At 54.8% G+C, this 19,568-nt stretch carries 15 protein-coding genes; 5 read left to right on the top strand and 10 right to left on the bottom strand.

Annotated elements, in window-relative coordinates:
• Window positions 1-38 precede the first annotated feature (38 nt).
• Window positions 39-1,379: an efflux RND transporter periplasmic adaptor subunit gene (locus ACZ48V_RS03760; RefSeq protein WP_464541737.1), complete on the bottom strand. Its 1,341-nt coding sequence runs from the start codon at window positions 1,377-1,379 to the stop codon at window positions 39-41.
• A gap of 304 nt (window positions 1,380-1,683) precedes the next feature.
• Between ACZ48V_RS03760 and ACZ48V_RS03755 the strand changes: the two genes are divergently transcribed.
• A complete protein-coding gene (locus ACZ48V_RS03755; RefSeq protein ID WP_464541735.1) occupies window positions 1,684-2,103 on the top strand; it encodes a response regulator in 420 nt (139 codons plus the stop codon).
• A gap of 73 nt (window positions 2,104-2,176) precedes the next feature.
• Window positions 2,177-3,070 (top strand): sigma-54 interaction domain-containing protein, encoded by an 894-nt coding sequence (locus tag ACZ48V_RS03750; RefSeq protein WP_464541733.1) that lies wholly within the window; start codon window positions 2,177-2,179, stop codon window positions 3,068-3,070.
• A 41-nt stretch (window positions 3,071-3,111) separates the two neighbouring features.
• Here ACZ48V_RS03750 and ACZ48V_RS03745 read toward each other — a convergent pair whose 3' ends face one another.
• Entirely contained in the window at window positions 3,112-3,414 is a 303-nt protein-coding gene (locus ACZ48V_RS03745) for a HigA family addiction module antitoxin (RefSeq protein WP_464541731.1), read from the bottom strand.
• Window positions 3,415-3,701: 287 nt separating this feature from the next.
• Between ACZ48V_RS03745 and ACZ48V_RS03740 the strand changes: the two genes are divergently transcribed.
• Complete coding sequence (locus tag ACZ48V_RS03740) at window positions 3,702-5,042, top strand: sensor histidine kinase (RefSeq protein ID WP_464541729.1); 1,341 nt, start codon at window positions 3,702-3,704, stop codon at window positions 5,040-5,042.
• A 70-nt stretch (window positions 5,043-5,112) separates the two neighbouring features.
• On the opposite strand, the gene ACZ48V_RS03735 is transcribed toward ACZ48V_RS03740, so the two are convergent.
• The 3 genes from ACZ48V_RS03735 to ACZ48V_RS03725 all read right to left on the bottom strand — a co-directional run bounded on the left by ACZ48V_RS03735 (window position 5,113) and on the right by ACZ48V_RS03725 (window position 8,626).
• A complete protein-coding gene (locus ACZ48V_RS03735) occupies window positions 5,113-5,445 on the bottom strand; it encodes a hypothetical protein (RefSeq protein WP_464541727.1) in 333 nt (110 codons plus the stop codon).
• 263 nt (window positions 5,446-5,708) lie between these two features.
• Entirely contained in the window at window positions 5,709-7,400 is a 1,692-nt protein-coding gene (locus ACZ48V_RS03730; protein ID WP_464541725.1) for a sigma 54-interacting transcriptional regulator, read from the bottom strand.
• Window positions 7,400-8,626: a sensor histidine kinase gene (locus tag ACZ48V_RS03725; protein WP_464541723.1), complete on the bottom strand. Its 1,227-nt coding sequence runs from the start codon at window positions 8,624-8,626 to the stop codon at window positions 7,400-7,402. Before ACZ48V_RS03725 ends, ACZ48V_RS03730 begins: the two co-directional genes overlap by 1 nt.
• A gap of 828 nt (window positions 8,627-9,454) precedes the next feature.
• Between ACZ48V_RS03725 and ACZ48V_RS03720 the strand changes: the two genes are divergently transcribed.
• Complete coding sequence (locus ACZ48V_RS03720) at window positions 9,455-10,684, top strand: DUF5666 domain-containing protein (RefSeq protein ID WP_464541721.1); 1,230 nt, start codon at window positions 9,455-9,457, stop codon at window positions 10,682-10,684.
• A 148-nt stretch (window positions 10,685-10,832) separates the two neighbouring features.
• Here ACZ48V_RS03720 and ACZ48V_RS03715 read toward each other — a convergent pair whose 3' ends face one another.
• From ACZ48V_RS03715 to ACZ48V_RS03705, 3 genes are all read right to left on the bottom strand, one after another.
• Complete coding sequence (locus ACZ48V_RS03715; protein WP_464541719.1) at window positions 10,833-12,890, bottom strand: T9SS type A sorting domain-containing protein; 2,058 nt, start codon at window positions 12,888-12,890, stop codon at window positions 10,833-10,835.
• Window positions 12,891-13,058: 168 nt separating this feature from the next.
• On the bottom strand, window positions 13,059-13,577 hold the full coding sequence (locus ACZ48V_RS03710; RefSeq protein WP_464541717.1) for a hypothetical protein: 519 nt from the start codon (window positions 13,575-13,577) through the stop codon (window positions 13,059-13,061).
• A gap of 97 nt (window positions 13,578-13,674) precedes the next feature.
• Window positions 13,675-15,513 carry a serine/threonine-protein kinase gene (locus ACZ48V_RS03705; protein ID WP_464541715.1) on the bottom strand — a complete coding sequence of 613 codons (1,839 nt, stop codon included), beginning with the start codon at window positions 15,511-15,513 and terminating at the stop codon, window positions 13,675-13,677.
• 434 nt (window positions 15,514-15,947) lie between these two features.
• Between ACZ48V_RS03705 and ACZ48V_RS03700 the strand changes: the two genes are divergently transcribed.
• On the top strand, window positions 15,948-16,250 hold the full coding sequence (locus ACZ48V_RS03700) for a peptide-methionine (R)-S-oxide reductase (RefSeq protein WP_464541713.1): 303 nt from the start codon (window positions 15,948-15,950) through the stop codon (window positions 16,248-16,250).
• A gap of 14 nt (window positions 16,251-16,264) precedes the next feature.
• Here the strand turns inward: ACZ48V_RS03700 and ACZ48V_RS03695 are convergent, their stop codons facing one another.
• A complete protein-coding gene (locus ACZ48V_RS03695; protein ID WP_464541711.1) occupies window positions 16,265-17,368 on the bottom strand; it encodes a 6-bladed beta-propeller in 1,104 nt (367 codons plus the stop codon).
• A gap of 679 nt (window positions 17,369-18,047) precedes the next feature.
• Window positions 18,048-19,079: a 6-bladed beta-propeller gene (locus tag ACZ48V_RS03690; protein WP_464541709.1), complete on the bottom strand. Its 1,032-nt coding sequence runs from the start codon at window positions 19,077-19,079 to the stop codon at window positions 18,048-18,050.
• Window positions 19,080-19,568: the final 489 nt, after the last annotated feature.

Here is a 19,568-nt window from a genome sequence, read left to right as displayed (position 1 = left end):
CGACCACAAACAACGAACTACGAACAACCAACAACGCCCTACCGCAGCACCAGCCGGTCCGCCTCCCCAAATGTGCCGTACCCGGAGGTGATGACCCGGTCACCAGGGGCGAGGCCGTCGAGCACTTCAAAGTGGTTCGGGTTCTGGCGGCCAAGCTGGATGGGCTGCCGCACAGCGGTATCGTCGTCGGTAAGGACGTACGCCCAGCGCCCGCCTGTATCCTGGTAGAAGCCGCCCCGGGCCAGCAGGATCGCAGATTCGGATTGGCCCAGCTCCAGTTGCACACGCACCGACTGTCCGCGACGCAACTGCTCGGACGGATCGCCGGCAAACGCCAGGTCAATCTCAAAGCGCCCATCACGCACCTCGGGATACACGCGGGCCACCTCCAGCTCATGCGATCCTCCCGCAAGTCCCTGGGCCGTCGCCGCCTGCCCGAGCACCACCCGGGCGATGTAAAACTCGTCGATCTGCGCCCGTAGCCGGAAGCCATCCGTGGCATCCACCTGTCCGAAGCGCGTCCCGGCGGACTGGATGGCGCCGACATCCGCATCCAGCGCCGTCAGTTGCCCGCTGATAGGCGCGCGAATCGTGAGGTTCGAAAGCGCCTCTTGCAAGACCTGGAAGTTCTGCCGGATACTGGCGACCGACTGCTCCATCTGCTCGATGCGTGTGCGTTGTGCCAGTGAATCCTGCACAAACGCATCCCGCGTTAGCTCGCGGCGACGCTCCTGATAAGCCAGTTCCTCCTTCGTATCCATAAACTCCTGCCGGGCAATCAGATCGCGCTCATGCAGGCGTTCATTTCGGGCGTGCTCGCGTTCAAGGCGGCCAATCTCAAAGTCCATTTGGGCAATCTGCTGGCGGAGGCTAAGGCGGTTTTGCTCCATCTGAAAGCGGAGCTCCTCCATCCGGCTCTGCTGCTCACCCAGCTGGGCCTCACTGTTTAGCAGCCGCAAGCGCAAGTCGTTGTTCGACAGGCGAAGCAACGGATCGCCCTCCTCCACCTCAGCCCCCTCCTCTACATAAATCTCTTCCACGCGTCCGCCCTCCATCGCATCGATATACACCGTACGCTCCGGCACCACATTCGCGGTGATGCTGATAAACTCCTGAAACGGCCCCTGCTCGACCGCAGCAATCGTGAGCCGGTCGCGATCCACAGTCAGCGTCTGCCCGTCGGTCCAGGCCGTCCACGCCGCGTATCCGACCAACCCAACCAGCGCCAGCAGCCCGAGCGCCCACGCCACGCGGCGCGGCGTGATCCAGCGCTTTTCGATCTTGCGATCTACCCCCTCGCCCCGACTCTGCGGCGCAAACGGCGACGGCGCATCGGATCCGTTTGTCGTTGTAGAGGAAGGCGACGAATTAGGTGGCATAAAGGAGCGCAGGGGAAGGTACAGGGGGATGCAAAAGCACGCGGTAAACAACGTCAGCGTACAACACTGCAATGGATGTACCATAGCCCGCCATCCCCCTTCTGCCGTGCAAAACCCCGGTTTCCCCCATGCACCGTGCGGTTCCGCACAGTCTGATGTGCGAAAGCGCGCAGCCCCGGTGCATGCATCGCTTCGTACGCTCGCGAGGTGCATCTTGGAAGATGCGGAATGCTTTTGGTGCGTATGATTTGTACCCTGACACCATGCGCCCGCATCCTTCTGCAACCACCTGTTTTCCTGCCCCGTGACCGACAGCACCATCCTCGCCGTCGACGACAAGCGCGATGTGCTTACGGCGCTGCGCCTCCTGCTGAAAGACCACGTCGGCACCGTGCACACCGCCTGCGACCCGTCGGCGCTGCCGGCGTTGCTGCGCGACAACACGTACGACGTGGTGCTGCTCGACATGAACTTCCGCCAGGACGCCTCCAGCGGACGCGAGGGCTTTGCGTGGCTCGACCGCATCCAACAGATCGACCCCCGGGCGGCCGTCATCATGATCACGGCCTATGGCGATGTCGAAAAGGCGGTCCGCTCCATGAAAATGGGCGCGGCGGACTTCATCGTGAAGCCGTGGAACGACGCCGACCTGGTGGCCTCGGTGCGCGCGGCGATCAAGCTACGGCGGTACCCGGGCGGATGCGAACGCCTCGGATACGGATGACAATCCTGTTCCCAACTCCGGAACGGCTCCGTCCGAACAGGGCTTTGACGACATCATCGGAACGAGCCCGCCGATGCAGCAGGTCTTTCGCACCATCGAAAAGGTCGCGGCCACCGACGCCAGCGTGCTCATCCGCGGTGAGAACGGCACGGGCAAAGAACTGGTGGCGCGCGCCTTGCACCGCCGATCCAACCGGTCTGACACGCCCTTCGTAACTGCCGACCTGGGCGCACTCAGTGAATCTCTTTTTGAAAGCGAGCTCTTCGGACACGTAAAAGGGGCCTTCACCGGGGCCGAGGCCGACCGGGCCGGGCGCTTTGAGGCGGCGCATGGCGGCACACTCTTCCTCGACGAGATCGGCAACATCCCGCCGCCCCTGCAGGCCAAGCTCCTGACCGTGCTACAACGGCGGGAGGTGACGCGCGTCGGCGACACCACACCACGACCTGTCGACATTCGTCTGCTATCCGCTACGAATCAGCCGGTGTACGAGATGGTGGATGCGGGCGACTTCCGACAAGATCTGCTCTACCGCATCAACACGGTCGAGATCGAATGCCCGCCGCTGCGTGAGCGCGGTGAGGATATCCTGATACTCGCGGAGCACTTTCGGGCGACCTTCGCGGCAAAGTACACAACCAACGCAACCGCCATCCCCCCCAATGCGGAACAGAAACTACGCGCTTACCACTGGCCCGGCAACGTGCGCGAGCTGCGCCATACCCTCGAGCGCGCAGTGATTATGAGCGAGGGCGATCTCCTGACTCCCGACGACCTGACGTTCTCTGCTCCCATGGAAGCACCCAACGATGATCTCACCACGGATACCTTGAACCTCGACCTTATCGAACAGGCCGCCGTGCGCAAAGCGCTAAGCAAACACGGTGGCAACATCAGCCGGGCCGCCCAGGAGCTGGGCATCTCCCGCAAAGCACTCTACCGCCGCATCGAAAAATACGGGTTGTAAGCGCCTTCGCTACCATCTTTCCATGGATGATGAAAGGTTACTTACTCCACGCGATACGGTGTGACCTCTTCACGGACCCGTTCGAGCCGGTCTTCGGCCCGGTCGGTCTCATACCGGGCCTGCATGTTCAACCAGAATCCGACAGACGTCTCGAAAAATGTGGCAAGGCGCGCAGCGGTGTCTGCTGTAATGGACCGACGCCCGTGTACAATTTCATGCACACGACGCTTGTCAACACCGAGTCCACGGGCCAGCGCACTTTGCGAAATATCCAACGGATCCATAAACTCCTCTTTCAAGAGCGTACCCGGATGCGTGGGTGGGATTTTTTTACGGTCGGCCATATCCATAGCGTGCACGTGGGTTACGTCCAAGGTTTCGGCGGCATCGATCAAAATCAGCTTCTTTCGTGCTCTCTCCTGAATATCGTCTGGTATTTTCTTCGTGTACGTTCGTTGCCAGATCCTTTGCGTCGTTTTTGAACCAAAGCTTTTGATCATTGGGAAACCCCTTTAGAAGAGCACGCACGTAAATTATAAGAGGCGTTGTGTTTAGGACAACGAACGTCAAAGTTCCCCGTTCCGGGTGCCCCCAACCCTCCAAACCTCTCCCCTTCCATACCTAAAAACCCATGCACAGACGCTACCGCATCCAGATTGCTTTTCGCGTTGCAGCGCTTGTTGCAACCGCCCTGGGCGGCGTGTATCTGGTGCTCGGACCCGGATGGATCGGCATTGCGGTCGTGCTCGGACTGGCGCTCGTCGTGCAGGGTGTGTGGTTGGTGCAGTACCACGAGAAGATCACGCGCGACCTCACACGCTTCCTCGAGTCCGTACGCTACGCCGACTTCTCGCAAGGCTACATCAGCGAAGGCCGGGGGCCGCTTTTCGATGAACTGCGCGACGCGTTTACGGAGGTCACTGATGCGTTTCGGAGCATCCGCGCTGAGAAAGAGAAGCAGGTGCAGTACCTGGAGCGCGTGGTGCGCCATGTGGACGTCGCGCTTATCGCCTATCGCGCCGATGGAGGCATCGACCTTATCAACCGCGCTGCCCGGCGACTGTTGGAGACCGGCCTGGTGCGCAACGTCGATACGCTCCGCAACATAAGCACCGACCTGGTCGATGCGCTATACACGCTCGGCTCCGGCGAAACGAAAATGATCGAGATTGCCTTATCCAATCAGCCTCCCTTGCAGGTAGCGGTGTCGGTGAGCCGCTTCCAGTTGCAGGGCACGGCGCATGCCATCGCCTCCCTTCACGACCTGCGTAACGAATTGGAGGAGAAGGAGATGGAGGCGTGGCAGCAGCTCACCCGCGTGCTTACCCACAAAATCATGAACTCCGTGGCTCCGATTGCATCGCTGGCGGGCACCGTACAACGGCGGATGGAGGCGAACGAAGCCTCGCTCTCCGAGAACGACGAAGCCGCTGCCGATGTGCGGGAGGCCGCCCAAACCATTGAGCGTCGCAGCCGCGGGCTGATCCATTTTGTGGATGCCTATCGCAGCTTCACCGACATCCGCTCGCCCGCGCTGGAGCTACTCTCAGTGCGCGATCTGTTAGCCTCCGTGAAGCGCCTGCTCCGCACCGCCATCGACGAGCGCGGACTCGATCTGACGATTGATGTGCACCCCGACACGCTATCCGTCACCGCCGACCCCGAACTGATCGAGCAGGTGCTCATCAACCTAATCCTGAATGCAATCCAGGCCGTGGAGGAGCAGCCCACCCCGCGCATCCACCTGAGTGCTTACATCGACCGCCGCAGCCGCCCGGTGCTGCAGGTCTCCGACAACGGACCCGGCATGCCTCCCGATGTGCAGGAGAAGATCTTTGTGCCGTTCTTTACAACGAAAGAGAACGGCTCGGGCATCGGGCTCAGCCTGGCGCGCCAGATTATGCGTGTGCATGGCGGCACCGTCAGCGTGCAGTCTAAGCCCGGCGAAACGACGGTTACGCTGCGGTTCTGAGGGCTTGGTATGTTTATTATAAGCTGTTATCCTATTTCCACTGCCAGCCTTCGCTCTGGAATCCCTCTCTCTATCCAGATTCTCCCTTACGCCTTGCTCTCTCCTCCTGCAAAAAGGTCGGAGGAGGCGTATCGACAATCGTGGCAAGTCCTTGTATTAAAAACGACGCGTGGATCTCCTTCACGGCAATGGGTGAGGTCCCCAAAGCGGCAGCAATTTCGCGGTATCGCACCTCTGGACGTCCGCCAGGCATTGCGTGGCATTTTAGAAGTACGGCTGCCTGCTTCTTGACCGCCTCTGGCATCGAATCATGATTGGCTACTTGATACAGCGCATCCCGCTCGTCGGCACGGAGCGGAAGAAAAGACGTGTCTTTCATAATATTGAACGGCATCGCAATCATAGATAAGTGGTTCATGTAGGCTGACATCCTACTCAACCGAATGCAATCGCAATGCCAGGGCAGACTCGACCGAGCATGTCCGATAGAAATGCCCGCTCAGCGCGCGCTATGCCGTTCTCAACTTATGTGTGACTTAACTATCCATGTTGCTTTTTTTGCGATACACCACGTTTGGCACAGCTTGGCGTCTCGGCTGTGTATCGTAGCTGTTTCAGGTGAGACACAGGTGCTCTCAGGGCCCACCAATGCAGCCGCCTATCCACTTATTCTATACTGTACTCATCAAGACGCCGGTATAAAGTGGCTCGGCTCATTCCCAACAGTTTCGCGGCTTCTTTGCGATTATTGTTGGTGTGCTCAAGAGCAGCTCGGATGCGGCCCTCTTCGTCGTCTGGAAAGGCGTCCAGGGGGGCCTCTTGTTGTTCTACTTGTTGAACCTCGGGTGGTAGATCATCAACACGAATAACGGCGTGCCGTGCTCGAATGATGGCATAGTCGATTGCATTTCTCAACTCGCGCACGTTACCCGGCCAGTTGTATGTAATTAGGTAGCGCATAGCCTCTGAGTGTACCCCCTCTATGTCTTTACCCATTCGAGCACGCGCATCCTGTAAAAAAGAGCGAATCAGTAATGGAATATCAGAACGGCGCTTCCGCAGCGGTGGCAGTTCCACGCGGGCTACCCGGATACGGTAGAGCATGTCTTCTCGAAAGCGGCCCGCGTCAACCTCAGCGCGAAGGTCGCGGTGTGTGGCTGCCAGGATGCGGACATCGACAGGGCGCTCTTTCGTTTCACCGATGCGCGTGATCTTTCCTTCTTCCAGCACACGCAGAAGCTGCCGTTGCACATCAGAAGGAATATCGCCGATCTCATCCAAGAAGAGAGTCCCACCGTCTGCTTCCTCGAAAAATCCTGCTCGGTCTTCTGTTGCCCCTGTGAAGGCTCCCTTTGTGTGGCCGAAAAGCTGACTTCCTGCGAGTTCTTTGTTTAGGGCCGCGCAGTTAACGGGCACGAAGGGACCATCGGCACGATCGCTTGACGTGTGGATAGCACGGGCAGCCAGCTCTTTTCCAGTACCTGTTTCCCCATGAATCAGGACTGTGGCATGCACCTGAGCCACCTGCTCGATCTGTTGAAATGCCGTTTGCATTGCCTCGCTGGTTCCAATCATGTCATGATAGGACGCCTTCTGATCGAGCATGCGCCGCAGGTCGTGGACTTCCGTAACGTCGTACATCACAAAGATGTAGCGCTCGGAAGTACGCGGGTCATCTTGCACCTCAATTTCCATCCGGTACGATGTATCTCCAGTGTTGTCTAACGCTACCGGTACGGTCTCACGGTCTTCTGGAGGGTGCTTCATCATGTCTCGGAGTGCGTCGCAGGTAGCATCAGGAAACGGAAACACCGTATCCCAAAGCTGTCCTTGAGCCTTTTCTGGGCGGGTCCCGATGAGCCGGCTGGCTGATTGGCTGAGAAACGTGATACGACCCTTTGTATCTGTCATCGCTGTGCCTTGCCGCAGCCCGTCAAGAATTTGATGGAGGTCGTCATGCTGTTGGCGTAGCTCTTTTCGCAGTTCGTGCGTATTCAGGGCGACCTCTATTGCGGCATGCAGGTCGCGCTCTTCGAATGGTTTCACGATGTAGCCGTATGGCGCTGCCCCTTTAGCACGTTCAAGCGTCTTGTCGTCGCTGTAAGCTGTCAGAAAGACGATGGGGAGATCGTTGGTCGTTCGAACGTGTTCTGCCGTTTCAATCCCATCCAGGTCGCCGTTCAGCATGATGTCCATGAGAATAAGATCCGGTGCGATCTCTTCGATCTGGTCGAGCACCGCCTCGCCTCTTGCAAGGGTACCGGCCACGCTATATCCCAGTGCTTCGAGACGGTCCTGGATTTCCATGGCAACGATGGCCTCATCTTCCACGATGAGGATACGAGGAGACGTATGCATTATGCTTCCGGGAACGTGATGATGAAACGAAGACCTGTGGTGCTCTCCGTATTGAGCGTGCCATTAAGTTGTTGCACGAGACCGCGCACGAGCCGGAGGCCCAGTGAATCGGTGTTAGAGGCTGCAAATCCTTCAGGAAGTCCTACCCCATTGTCTTCAACGACAAGCTGAACGTTCTCTTCTACTGTTTTGAGCGCAAGACGCACCGTTCCGCCCTGTTTGTCTGGGAATGCATGTTCAAGAGCATTCGAGACAAGTTCATTCACGATAAGCCCACACGGAATCGCCTGGTCAATGGTCAGCGTGGTTGAATCTACATCGATATCGCGCTGAATGACGGCATTGTTCACGCCGTACGTACGGAAAAGGTGCTGGGTCAGCTCGTCGAAATAGGACGCCATATCCATCTGTGTGAACGTCTCAGACTGGTAAAGCCGCTCGTGCAAAAGGGCCATTGATCGAATGCGCCTTTGGCTATCTTTAAAAAGATCGCGCACCGCTTCATTCTCCACGTTCGATCCTTGCAGGTGTAGTAGACTGGAAATAACCTGCAAGTTGTTTTTCACGCGGTGATGGACCTCTTGCAACAGCACCGTTTTTTCTTCCAGCGAGGCACGCAAGCGCTCCTCAACCTGTTTCTGTTTCGCAATGTCCTGTGCGACGCATACAAATCTGTTCTGCGAATCCCGCATCTCGTCATGCACCATTGAGCGTGAAAAGAGCACCGGAACGGTTCCCCCCTCTTTCGTCTGCACGATACGTTCCTGAAGACCGCTGAACGCTTCAGGAGAATCGTCAGGAGCATTAGTCCGCTCCTCGTCGTCCTCAAAAAGAGCATTGATATTCATGGACTTCAGCTCCTGACTGGTATATCCCAAGCGTTGCTTGGCTGCACGATTCACCCGACGAATGTCGCCCTTTTCATCTACCACGAAGAGCATCTCGGCCATAGAATCCAAGATGTTGTTGAGATACGATCGGGAGACTGTGCGCTGGCTCACGGTGTCCGTCATCCGGTTTAATGAACGTGCAAGCCCCTCAACCTCAGTTGGCCCCGATATGTCGATGCGTTTGTCAAGAGGTCCAGTACGAAAGCCCTCTACTGCTTCTGTCAATCGGTCTAACGGACGCGCAACGAGGCGGACGGCGTAGCTCCCCAGCCCGATCACAGCCCCGATACCTATAACCGTTGCGATACCAATAATCTTGTTTGCTCGTCCCAACACAGAGCGTACAGGTTCTGACGCACTTCCTACCTCTATCAGAACACGACGGAGTTCATACTGCGTTAAGAGCGCCATTCCACCGACGAAGAGCATGGCTAAAGCCAACGCTCCATAGCTTGCATATAGAAGATATCGAATACGCATCGTACCGACTTCGCTGTGATTGGAATAGGGGAGCTCAGTATGTACCTTGAGAACTTATTTTGACTTTTAGCAGAGCCGATTAAGAGCTGTTTTCATTTCTGGCAGTCGGTAGATCCTAAGGGATCGCTTTCCTGGTAAAGCCTTCTCCTGGAGCAAACGGTCCCTCGTTCTCCCTCGGCGGTCCTTCCGTCACGCTTGCATCCTCGCTTTAAACTGAGCCGCTATTTGGTTTCTTGATTCGGGCACTTGAGCGCACCTTGGCCCCTCTTTTTTATGTCTCAAGTGAGACACTTCTGGAACACTGCTGACACATGCACGCTGCTATCACAGACCATTTCTCGACCTTGCCAGATCGTTTATGTTTTATTTAAATTGCTGTTTGAAAGTAACTTAAGCAAGAAGCAAAAAGCCTGGCATGAATGTTGGCTTTGTATATCATGCATCGAGCCGCATGATGCGGATCTCGACTATCAAGGTACCCTCATAAGCATTCGGTAAACACTTACTATGCGCTACATGATTTTACGATCAACAGCATCGATAGCGTCAATCTGTATCGGCGTTCTCCTCCTCTTTGCTGCTTGTGACAGCAGTAGCATTACGTCGGATGACGGTGCTGAAAACGAGACCCCACTTACGCTGGCCTTTACGACGACTATGACGGGGTCAAGTACAGCTGCCACAATGTCGCGTTCTGGGACTGCGTCGATTTCAGATAGAACCGGAAATGTGCTCACGATAGAGCGCGCCGAAATTGCCATCAGTAAAATCGAGTTCGAAAGCGATAGTGGTAGCCGCGAGGATGTAGAACAAGGGCCCATTCTCGTCGATCTCCCGCTTGGTGGGGGCGTGCCAGAAACCATTACGGAAGCTTCACTTCCCGAAGGAGTATGGGAAGAAGTAGAGTTTGAAGTCGACAAGCTCGAACGCGACGACCCCGACGCTGCTGAACTGCTCGACCAAACTGGTTTCCCGGAAGGGTTTAGCATACGTGTTCAAGGCGTGTGGACCCCAGATGGAGGTCCTGAACGGGACTTCACGTTCCTGAGCGATATTGACGAAGAACAGGAGCTTGAATTCAAGCCCTCGCTTGTCGTATCAGTGGATCAGCCGAAAACGGTTAACTTCCGTGTTGACTTGGACTCGTGGTTTCGCACCGAAGACGGCACCCTTGTGAATCCAGAAGAAGGAAACAGCGGGGGGCGTTTTGAAGATCTCATTGAAGAGAATATCGAGAGATCTATCGAAGCAGAAGATGCTGACGCTGAAGAAATAGAGGTCGAAGGGCGCATTGAGTCGCTGAGTGACAACCAGATTACCGTACGCGGAACGACGTTCCGGGTTAATAGCCAGACAGAAATCGAGGGCGATAAAGGTATTCGCTTGGCGTTTTCTGACCTCCGCCCCGGTGATAAAGTTGAAGTTGAAGGATACCGTGATCGAAGCGACAACTTGATTGCTAAAGAGATCGAATGGGAGGCCGACGACATTGAGGTTGAAGGTCAGATTGACTCGATCTCACAGAGTAGCCTCACGGTCAATGGCATTACCTTCCAGATTACATCTCGCACTGAGTTTGAGGACGACCTTCGTTTCAGTGACCTTGAAGAAGGCGACACAGTCGAGGTTGACGGATTTCGCAACCGGTCGGGTGAGCTGGTCGCAGATGAAATCGAACGGGAAGATGATGAGGAAGGTGAAAACGAAGTAGAAGTGGAAGGCGTCATCGAAGCCCTCACAGGTGATAGCATTACGGTGAATGGCTTTACGTTCCTTGTAACCTCCAACACCGAAATTGAAGATGACGATCGCACACTTTCGCTTTCTGACCTGCAGGAAGGCGATGGCGTTGAAGTAGAGGGATACCGAAACGCCAGCGGCGACCTGGTTGCAGAAGAAATTGAACTCGAGTAGCCTGGTCATGCAGGAAGGGGATTTGCTTCCCTTCGTGCATACCCGATAAAGCACCAACGTGCAACGGAAGAGGAGGTCCTCACAACAGGGGATCTCCTCTTCTTTTTGTACCGTGTCAATTGTCGATGCACCGGTTGGATATCCTGATCTACCGCACACGTGTCATTCGTCCGGTGTGCACTGTTGTCCCGGCTTCCAGCCGATAGAAATATGTGCCACTTGACAGAGCACTTCCTCCTTCATCCGCATCCCAAACAACGGTGTGATACCCTTTTTGTAGTGTATTGCCTGAAAGTAGCGTCGCGACACGGCGCCCCAGGATGTCGTATACGTGAATCGAAACAGGCATAGGTGCAGGTAGCCCGAAACGGATCGTTGTCGCTGTGCGAAATGGATTTGGAAAGTTTGGACCGAGTTCGACCTCACCCGGACGATCACCAAGCTCGTCTGTTGCCTCCTCAAGATCTGCAGGCGTTCCTACCAAAAGATGAAACCGCTTGGAGAGGTCTGGACCCGGAGCTGTAAATCGATATTCAGGATGCGTGCGTACGTTTTGCTCAACGCCGAGCGTCTCGTCTACCAGTAAGATGTCATAGGCAGCCGGGACGGTATCCATACCTGAGAATGTAAGCGTTACCTTGTCGCGGATGGGCGTTTGCACATCGAAGTCCCATCTGAACGGATCCTGCCCTACCGGCCGCACATCACGGCGATACCGCTCCTGATCCTTACCCGCCCTGTTCCTGTCATGCGTGAAGTAAAGAGTCACGTACTCGCCGATCGGCGGCGGATTGAAGCGGTCCAGCATGTCATACCCTTGACGCGCCTCCGGAGCAGTGCCCGCCACATTGTACGCGTCACGTGCGTCTTGAACTTGCGCGTCTATATTGATCTCCCACGCGAGCGATTCTGGACCTGACTTCTGGGCACGAGCTTCTTCAGACGATGAACGATCGGGGTCAATCACCAGTGTCCCTGTTCCGCCATCAGACAAGCGAACCAGATACCCCTGAAAGGACCGAATCAGGTCACCGCTTTCTACAGGCACAAACTCACCAGAGTACGCGAGCACATCGTTGAGCGTAGCCGACGTATTGGTTACTGATAGATTTGCACGGGGCAATGCGAATGCATATGGCATCCCAACAAGATTCCATCCTTCTTGCAACGGAACCTCAAGGACCTCATCGGTCCGTACAGAAACACCCTCACCGGTCCCGATCGTAGCTGAAGATCGGCTGATAAGCCAGAAAGCATCGGTAGGTGCGAAGGGGTACGCCGGGTCTTCTATCTCTTGATAGTCGCCGCTCGCGTCAAGCTGCGTATTTCCTACCGTAAAGAGCCGCCACTCGCTCGAATCGAAAGGGCCGATATTGTCTCGGAATACACTGCCTACGTTGTTCTCTTCCAGATTTAGCGGAGGGCTAATTATTCGAAAGGCCGTCTGTGATGTCCCTCCGCCCTGCGTTGTTGAGAGGCCGGTTGTTGCAACGGGCACGGAGATATAGCCGGCTCGGGGGACGCGGGCCGATACACCTGCTGTGTCAACAGCCGTGATGAAGTACTCAATGCCCCGTGCGCTCACGCGGTCTGGGGCAATTGGTCCTTCGAAGATTCCGTTTGCGCGTGCCATGGAGCTTCGGATAAAATCGGCCTCGCCGCCCTGACGGTGATGCAGTGTGGTCGCCCCAAGCTCTAAGTCATCTGTGATGTCCGCTTCAATAGTCAGCATTTCCTGCTCTGGGATCGGGTCGGGCCGAAGTGTAGGGGTGGGCGCCTCAATGATTATTGCAGGAGGCGATGAGGGCGTAGCGAAGTCAATGCCACTTTCTCCTCCCGAAAGATCAAACTCCTCGGCCGGGTCTCCGTCTTCGCTGATGAGGGCCGAGACACGGTAGAAGTAAGTGATCCCATTAGACACACTGTTGTCGGTGTATAGCCGGTTGGTCACCGGACTTGAGTTGATTCGCTCTGCATCGACTCTGTCTGGGGCATCGCTTTCAAAGTATCTTGTGTTGCGGTATATATTGTACCCTTCAATCTCTTCATCGGCATCCAAGTTGGGGGCTTCCCATGTAACAGATACAGCATTATCGCCAGGCGATGCAGATATATCCGTGGGTCGTTCCTGTGCGGAAAGGGGAGTTGCAGCCCAAAATCCAATAAAGAGGCTGAAAAAGAGCCCTATGATTCCCTGTTGCAACATAAGTACGTGTCGTAGCAAAAAGTACGGATGTCTGATGCATGAGCTCTCTTCACTCATGGGCCCGATCGGTGCCTGCTATTACGAGCGTTGGGGCGAGGACTTACAAACCAGTCCTCCTACCTCAATTTTTGTGCTCACAGCGTTTAGCTTCCTTCTCAGAAAGATGACTCAGTTATTCGGAACGGGAGGAGCAGGGAGCGGCTGCGAAGTGCCATTCCCGTCCCCACCGTTGCCTCCCCCCGTGAGAACCGCAACGGCAATACCAGCAACTGCCGTTGCAGCACCTCCTGCTACCCATCGCCACCATCTACGGCCGTCGTCTTCCTCAACTGCACGCGAGTCTTTTACTTCTTGCACCAACTCGATGAAATCCGGACGGTCTTCGGCAGGCGACGGAGCATACGTTTCATCGGCGTCGAGGAGGCTTTCCACCACTAAACGGGCTTCTCTACGATCCGCCTGTGCCAGATACGCAAATGCAAGAAGTCGGTGGAATTGGACGCGCGTGTCAGTTTCAAGATCAACCTCTTCAAGACAGGTCTCAAGGAGGCGGATTGCTTTGTCGAAGTCTGCCGAGAAGTAGGCATCTTCAGCCTGTCTGTACTCTGTATCACACGATTTCACCTCCGGATCTACCTGTGCTGCTGCATCAGTCGGATACACCGCACCGAGGACAGACAATACCATGCTACACCAGAGAAGCATTCGCATAAAGGATCGGAAGGCTATGGGAGCGTGCTTTAAGGGGGATGAGCAGACGTAAAGAGAGAGACAAGTGACCGGGCTACTCCACACGATCCAGTTGAATCGTCAGTGGTGTATCGAGTGCAGGATCAACAAGGATTTCCTGTTCTACCGTTTGATACCCCTCTTTTTGTACAGCAATGGTGTAGCGTCCCGTTCGCAATGAGAGGCGCTGTGGCGTATATCCTACTGCTTTGCCATCCACGAGCACCTCTGCGTTGGCCAGGCGCTCTCCGCGAGCGGTTTCGGTTGTAATCGCAACATCAAACTGGCGGGTGAAATCAACGCTGTGCTCCCAGCTCTCACCTGCCGTAAGCGTGACGGTCTGCTCCCACTCGCGATCGCGGTACGTAGCCGCTATGGTGTAGGTGCCCGGAGAGCGTGTATCCACAAATGAGCCGTTATTAGCCACAGACTGAACCACGCCGTTGACACGCACCTCTCCCGACGGAATTATCTGTAGAGAGAGGGTGGCAGGCGTTGTTTCGGATTCAACACCTGATTCCGCACCCGGTTCAGCATCTGGTTCAGCATCCGACTCCGAAAACGATGGTGAGGATTGCGACCCTTCATCTGTAAAATCGGTGCCTGCTTCTGAAGGCTGGAGCGGCTCCTGGCGTTCTGCTGTTACTTGAGGATCAACACGCTCGTCTGTGGTGGAACGTCGGTCGAGCGTGAGTTCTACAGTCTGGCTGGAGGTGAGGCTCAGGGTTGTATCTAACTGCTCGTATCCCTCTTGAACGACGCGGAGCGATGCAGGACCGGGGGAAACATTCAGTTCCTGAAGAGGCGATCGTCCTACGTTTTCCCCATTAACGAATATGGCGGCACTGTCAGGCGTTGTTGCTATTGAGAGCGAAACCGGAGTACTGGATTCTTGAAACGCCTCTTCCTGCAATGGCGCTTCTGAAGACGGGGAGAGAACGGTGCGCACGACCAAGAAACCAGTGATTGCCAGGAAAATGCCGATTGCCACAATGACACTGCTTATCCCCGCCAGCGACCACTTATTTGATGAGTCGGGCTCTGCAAAAGAAAGCGTTCCAGTAATAGCAGAGGGCTCTTCAAGTGCCTGTAGGGCTTCAAGCACGAGAGTAGCACTCTGAGGCCGCTCTGACGGATTTTTTGTAATGAGCCGTTGTACAAAACGGTCTAAACCTGGCGAGATCTCATTCCGAAAGTCAGATGGGGGTGGGAAGGATTCCTCGACGATCGCTCGCTGGATCGTGTAGTTGCCGGACGTACGATCGAAGGGCAATCGTCCGGTAAGCATCTCGTAGAGCACCAGACCCAGCGAAAACAAGTCGCTCTGCTCGTTCACGTTGCGTAGCCCCTCCACCTGTTCTGGAGACATGTAGCAGAGCGTTCCTGCTGTTTCATGGGTTGAGGTCAAGTTCACGTCCTCATCCCGAATTTTGGCGAGACCAAAGTCAGTTATTTTTACTGTGCCTTCATCACTGACGAGAATGTTGCTGGGCTTGAGGTCACGATGCAGCACATCCGCTGCATGGGCATGCTCTATAGCCCTGACCATCTGTGTAAACAGGGCGAGTGTTTCATCTACGGGTAACGGGGCATGGGCTTCTAAAACGGAGCTTAGCGTTTGCCCTTCTACATACTCCATCACCAGGAAGGTGCCATGGTCGGTATCGCGAAGCGCATGCACTCGAACGATGTTCTTCGCATCCAACTTGGCCAGCGCACGCGCCTCTGAGCGGAACCGCTTTGAGAACGTAGGGTCTTCGAGCAGACTCGGCAGCATTACTTTAAGCGCCACTGTCTTGTTTAGCGCCTCATCGACTGCCTTGTACACCGTGCCCATGCCCCCCTGACCGATCTTCTCAACAACACGGTAGCCCGCTATCGTCTCGCCAACCATAGACTTGAGTATGAGGTAAGTGCATGTTGCAAAGAGCCGTTCGTGCGTTTTACCCCGACATGCACATGTATTTTGATAATTAGGTTAGAGGTTAGGCTTTTATCTGTTGAGTGCAGATGGGGATCCTTTACACGTAACTCCTCTGAGGCTCTAAGCCTTGCTCACATATCAGGCCTGCTCACATATCCACAATGGCCTGTACCTCTCACGTTTCACCGGTTTGGGTGACCTCCAGACTGTGATAGGTGACAGGCTTGATTCCGGTGTAAAGAGCGTGGCAATCTTGTTCGCAGGGTTTGCCACGTACGGTCGTTCTGGGCGCAGTAGGCGTAAGGTGGGATATCTCAAACGACGAGAATAACACCTGCTACGCTTTCACACGTTCACGAGTCGCACAGAATCTGCACACCGCCCACCCTGACTGATACGGACTGATGTTCGAACGACTTCCGATTGACGCCGACGGGACTCCAGCCAGCCACGACGTATATTGCTGTACGTCGTGCGGCTTGCCGCTTTTTCGTGCGGATGTGAAGTTTGAATCAGGGACTGGTTATCCCAGCTTCTGTAGCGCTATTCAGGCGCATGTGGAAGAGCGCTTCTTGACGACACATGGGCGTGAGCGCACGCAGGTTGTTTGCGGTTCATGTGGCGCGCATCTCGGGCACGTGTTTGCCGATGAACGGACGCCCACCGGCGTTCGATATTGCATTCGCCATGACGCGATTCTCCGGTAGCTGTTTGCGATTAGCTACAGGCTCTCAGGCTTCTCATATTTGAATAGCACAGGCTCCTCATCCATCGTGAACAGGTACACATGCGAATCGGTCACCACCAGGTCGCGGGCTGGATGGGGCAAGTCGACACTGCGCAAGTATGTGCCAGTTTCTTTGTCGTAGAGATCAACCTGCTCGGCCTCCTCAATGCGCTTCAAGTCATCGCGCGTCTCCACAACGACACCCGAGTGCAGGGCATACACGTAATTAACATCGGTAGTAAGCCCAAGTGCCATTGTTGGGTACTGGTTTACAGGCGGTGCCATCATATCAACACCTTCATGCGCTCCGAGAAAGTCAGGCGGATTCACATTGTGGGGTTCAGCTGTTACAAACAGCACCTCACCGGTCTCTACCGACAATCCAACCAGGTGACCGGCATTTAGGAAACCAATGTAGGCAATGTCACCATCAACGATGACTGGACCTTGTTTCAGAAGCGAGTTGGTACGTAGCGGCGCAAAGTCCTCTCCAACTTCATCGAGCGCAACCTCCCAACGCACGTCGCCAAGCGCAACACGCCCCTCGGCGGTAGTCGTCACTTCATAGGCACGTGCAAATACGTTGCGGTCATCCATGCTGGAAGGCTTGTGAACCATGACATCTTCGCCAAACCCAACAGCAAAGGTGAGTTGCTCCTCCAATTGATACTCGAAGGAGCCTTCATCAGTATCAAATAAAGAAATAGCCTGGCTGCGCGGGTCCTGAACAGTGAGGTGTTCGTCATTCACTATATCAATTGCTCCAACAATTCGAATCTCCCCAGGCCCCTCACCCAGCGCACCAATGTAGTCTTGTACAGAGCCATCATGGGCATCAAACACCCAGACCGGTCGCTCCCCGTTAGAATCAGTTACGAATAGCTGATCATTGTGCAAGATCATACGCTGTGGATCAGTGAACAGGTACTCGGCATCGGTCGGCGAGGAGCGCCACATCTCAGTCCAATCAGGGTTGGAAGGTGTACGCGGGTGATCGTTAAAAGACAGGGCATCTGGTTGAGCGAGAGCATTTCCGCACAGAAGAATCCCCGCGGTAGCAAGTGTTAAAGCACGGACGAAGTGGGTGTAAAAAGTCATAATGAAAGGATTGGATAGCACGAGAAGTGAAGAAAAATCTGTCTATACCACAAACAGGTTGATCTGTACTACACGTGAATCATACCCCCCCTACGAAAAAAACAAGTCACATCAGCGCCCGTTACATTTTTGTTATACTTGAGCGAAATGAGTCATCGCTGTTTCCACTACCCGCTCTTCTGCGCCGTGCTGTCGTACGTGGCGGCGTATCGGTAGCCGTCAGCTTGTGTGCCGGATGCGGAAGATTCCGATGTAGAAGATGGGCTATGCATCCCCCAAACGAAACGCCCCGTCCTCACATCACGTGGGAACGGGGCTTTTTTGATAGCGGCACGAGGTCGTTCTGCTCTATCTGGTAATGGTGCCTGGTAATGCTACTCATGCCAAATCCGGTTGCACCGTTGTAGGATCGCTTCTCTGCACGATGCCAGATGTGCGTCGTAATTCGGCCTTCGGTCTCGTTTGGGGATGGACGATGTACTCCTCGAACCGTCCAACCTTCCATACATCAACGACGCGTGCGGAGTTGGTGTCACTCGTCTGGGTTACGCGATGCAAGCGTGCGCAGCGTATGATCGCGCACCCCGTCTGGCAGCTCGGTGTCCAGTCGCTGAGCCAGGCGCCGCATGTGGGCATCGGTGCCAATGGCGTCAATGGCACGCAGCGCAAGGAGCCGTCATCAGTACGTGACAGCTTCGTTTACACTCATAAAATAAATCCGATACGTCAGGTCGCCGTCTTCTTGCTCGGTCTCAAGAACAATGAATCCGCTGTCAGTATATCCGATAATGGGATCATCGCCCGTGCGTTCAAAATCGAGTTCGATCTGCTCACATCCTTTAGCCTGCCCCTCTTCGTCTACATGATGGATATTTAGCGTACGGTCGAAGTCCGACAGTCCGTCATCGCCGTAGGTGATGTTACCGTGTTGGAGCACAGCTAAAAATGATTGGTCGGGCAGCACACTCAGCTTGTAAAAGCGGCTGTTCTCTGTCACATAGTCTATGATGGATTCCCGATCGGTAAGGTTTTGGGCAAACTCATTGACCGAGAAGTCGCCATCTTCTATATGGTACGTCTGGGTCTGTCCCAACTCTCGGTCGTATGCATAAATGGATGCGCGTGCTGGGGAGGCATAATAGACATGCTCTTGCGAAGCCCGAAGGGTTCCTGAACCATCCAGAAATGAAAGCACAACATGCTCATCGGTCGCCTCTCCCGTCGCAAATATCTCTTCCCCATCTTCTATCGTTTGTCCAGTAACGGACGCTCCCGAACGTATCCCACTCCGATACCCAAGTAGGGTCTCATCCTCCACATCAAAGTCAGCAAGGGCTTGTGAGAAGTGTGTCCATTCGTCTATTTCACGCCCTTCTTCGTCAAACGCGAGGAGTCGCAGTTGCTCGCTATCCCACACATATATTGTGCTTCCGTCTGTGCGAACGATCGACGGATTCTGGTACTCGAATGGGCCCGATCCCTGGTCGCCAATTTGCTGGACGTACCGCCCCCTATCGTCAAACAAATGCACAGCACCCGGACTTGACGTAGCAACTGCCATGTGGCCATTTGCAAGAACCGCCGCGCTTTCAGGATTTCCGAGTGGCGCATCAGGTTCGTCCAGTGTTATCGTCCGAAAGGAAAGGAACGCATCTGTGCACTGTGCCTCTGCAATATTGGGGATTGTGGCAAAAAAGCTTAGCGCAACCATCAATATAAAGCAAGAAACGATTTTATACTTTGTCATTTGTTTTTCTATCTACGAGAGAAAGAACTACAAAAGCCCCCTTTCCTCAAGCATTATTGAGAAAAGGAGGCCTTGCCCAATTTTACAACGACTAACACGCTTCACATTGGAAATCTCCTCCAGTTGTGCAAGTAACAGAAGGCATAAAGCCTATTTCGACGGACACAGACCAGTAGGAGCAACATTTATTGGGGAGACCACCTGTCTCGCAATCGCCACTTACAACTTCAGCAAAATCGCTGTTCACTTGCACAGTGTAATTGCAAATCCGTTCGGCAGCTCTATCATTCTGGACCTCAGTTTCCGGTACAGTAAATCCAAGAAGAGTGAAAAGAAGTATTGCAGTTCCTACGCTCTTAATGAGAGTCATTGAGAGAATAAATTATCAAGGCAAAACACCCCACTCACTAGCCATTCATAAAAGTTAAACAAAGACGGGTCACAAATAAAAGG

This window comes from Longimonas haloalkaliphila (assembly GCF_055379825.1).
Note: the sequence above shows the minus strand (reverse complement) of the source record. Positions and strands in the feature narration are given on the sequence as shown.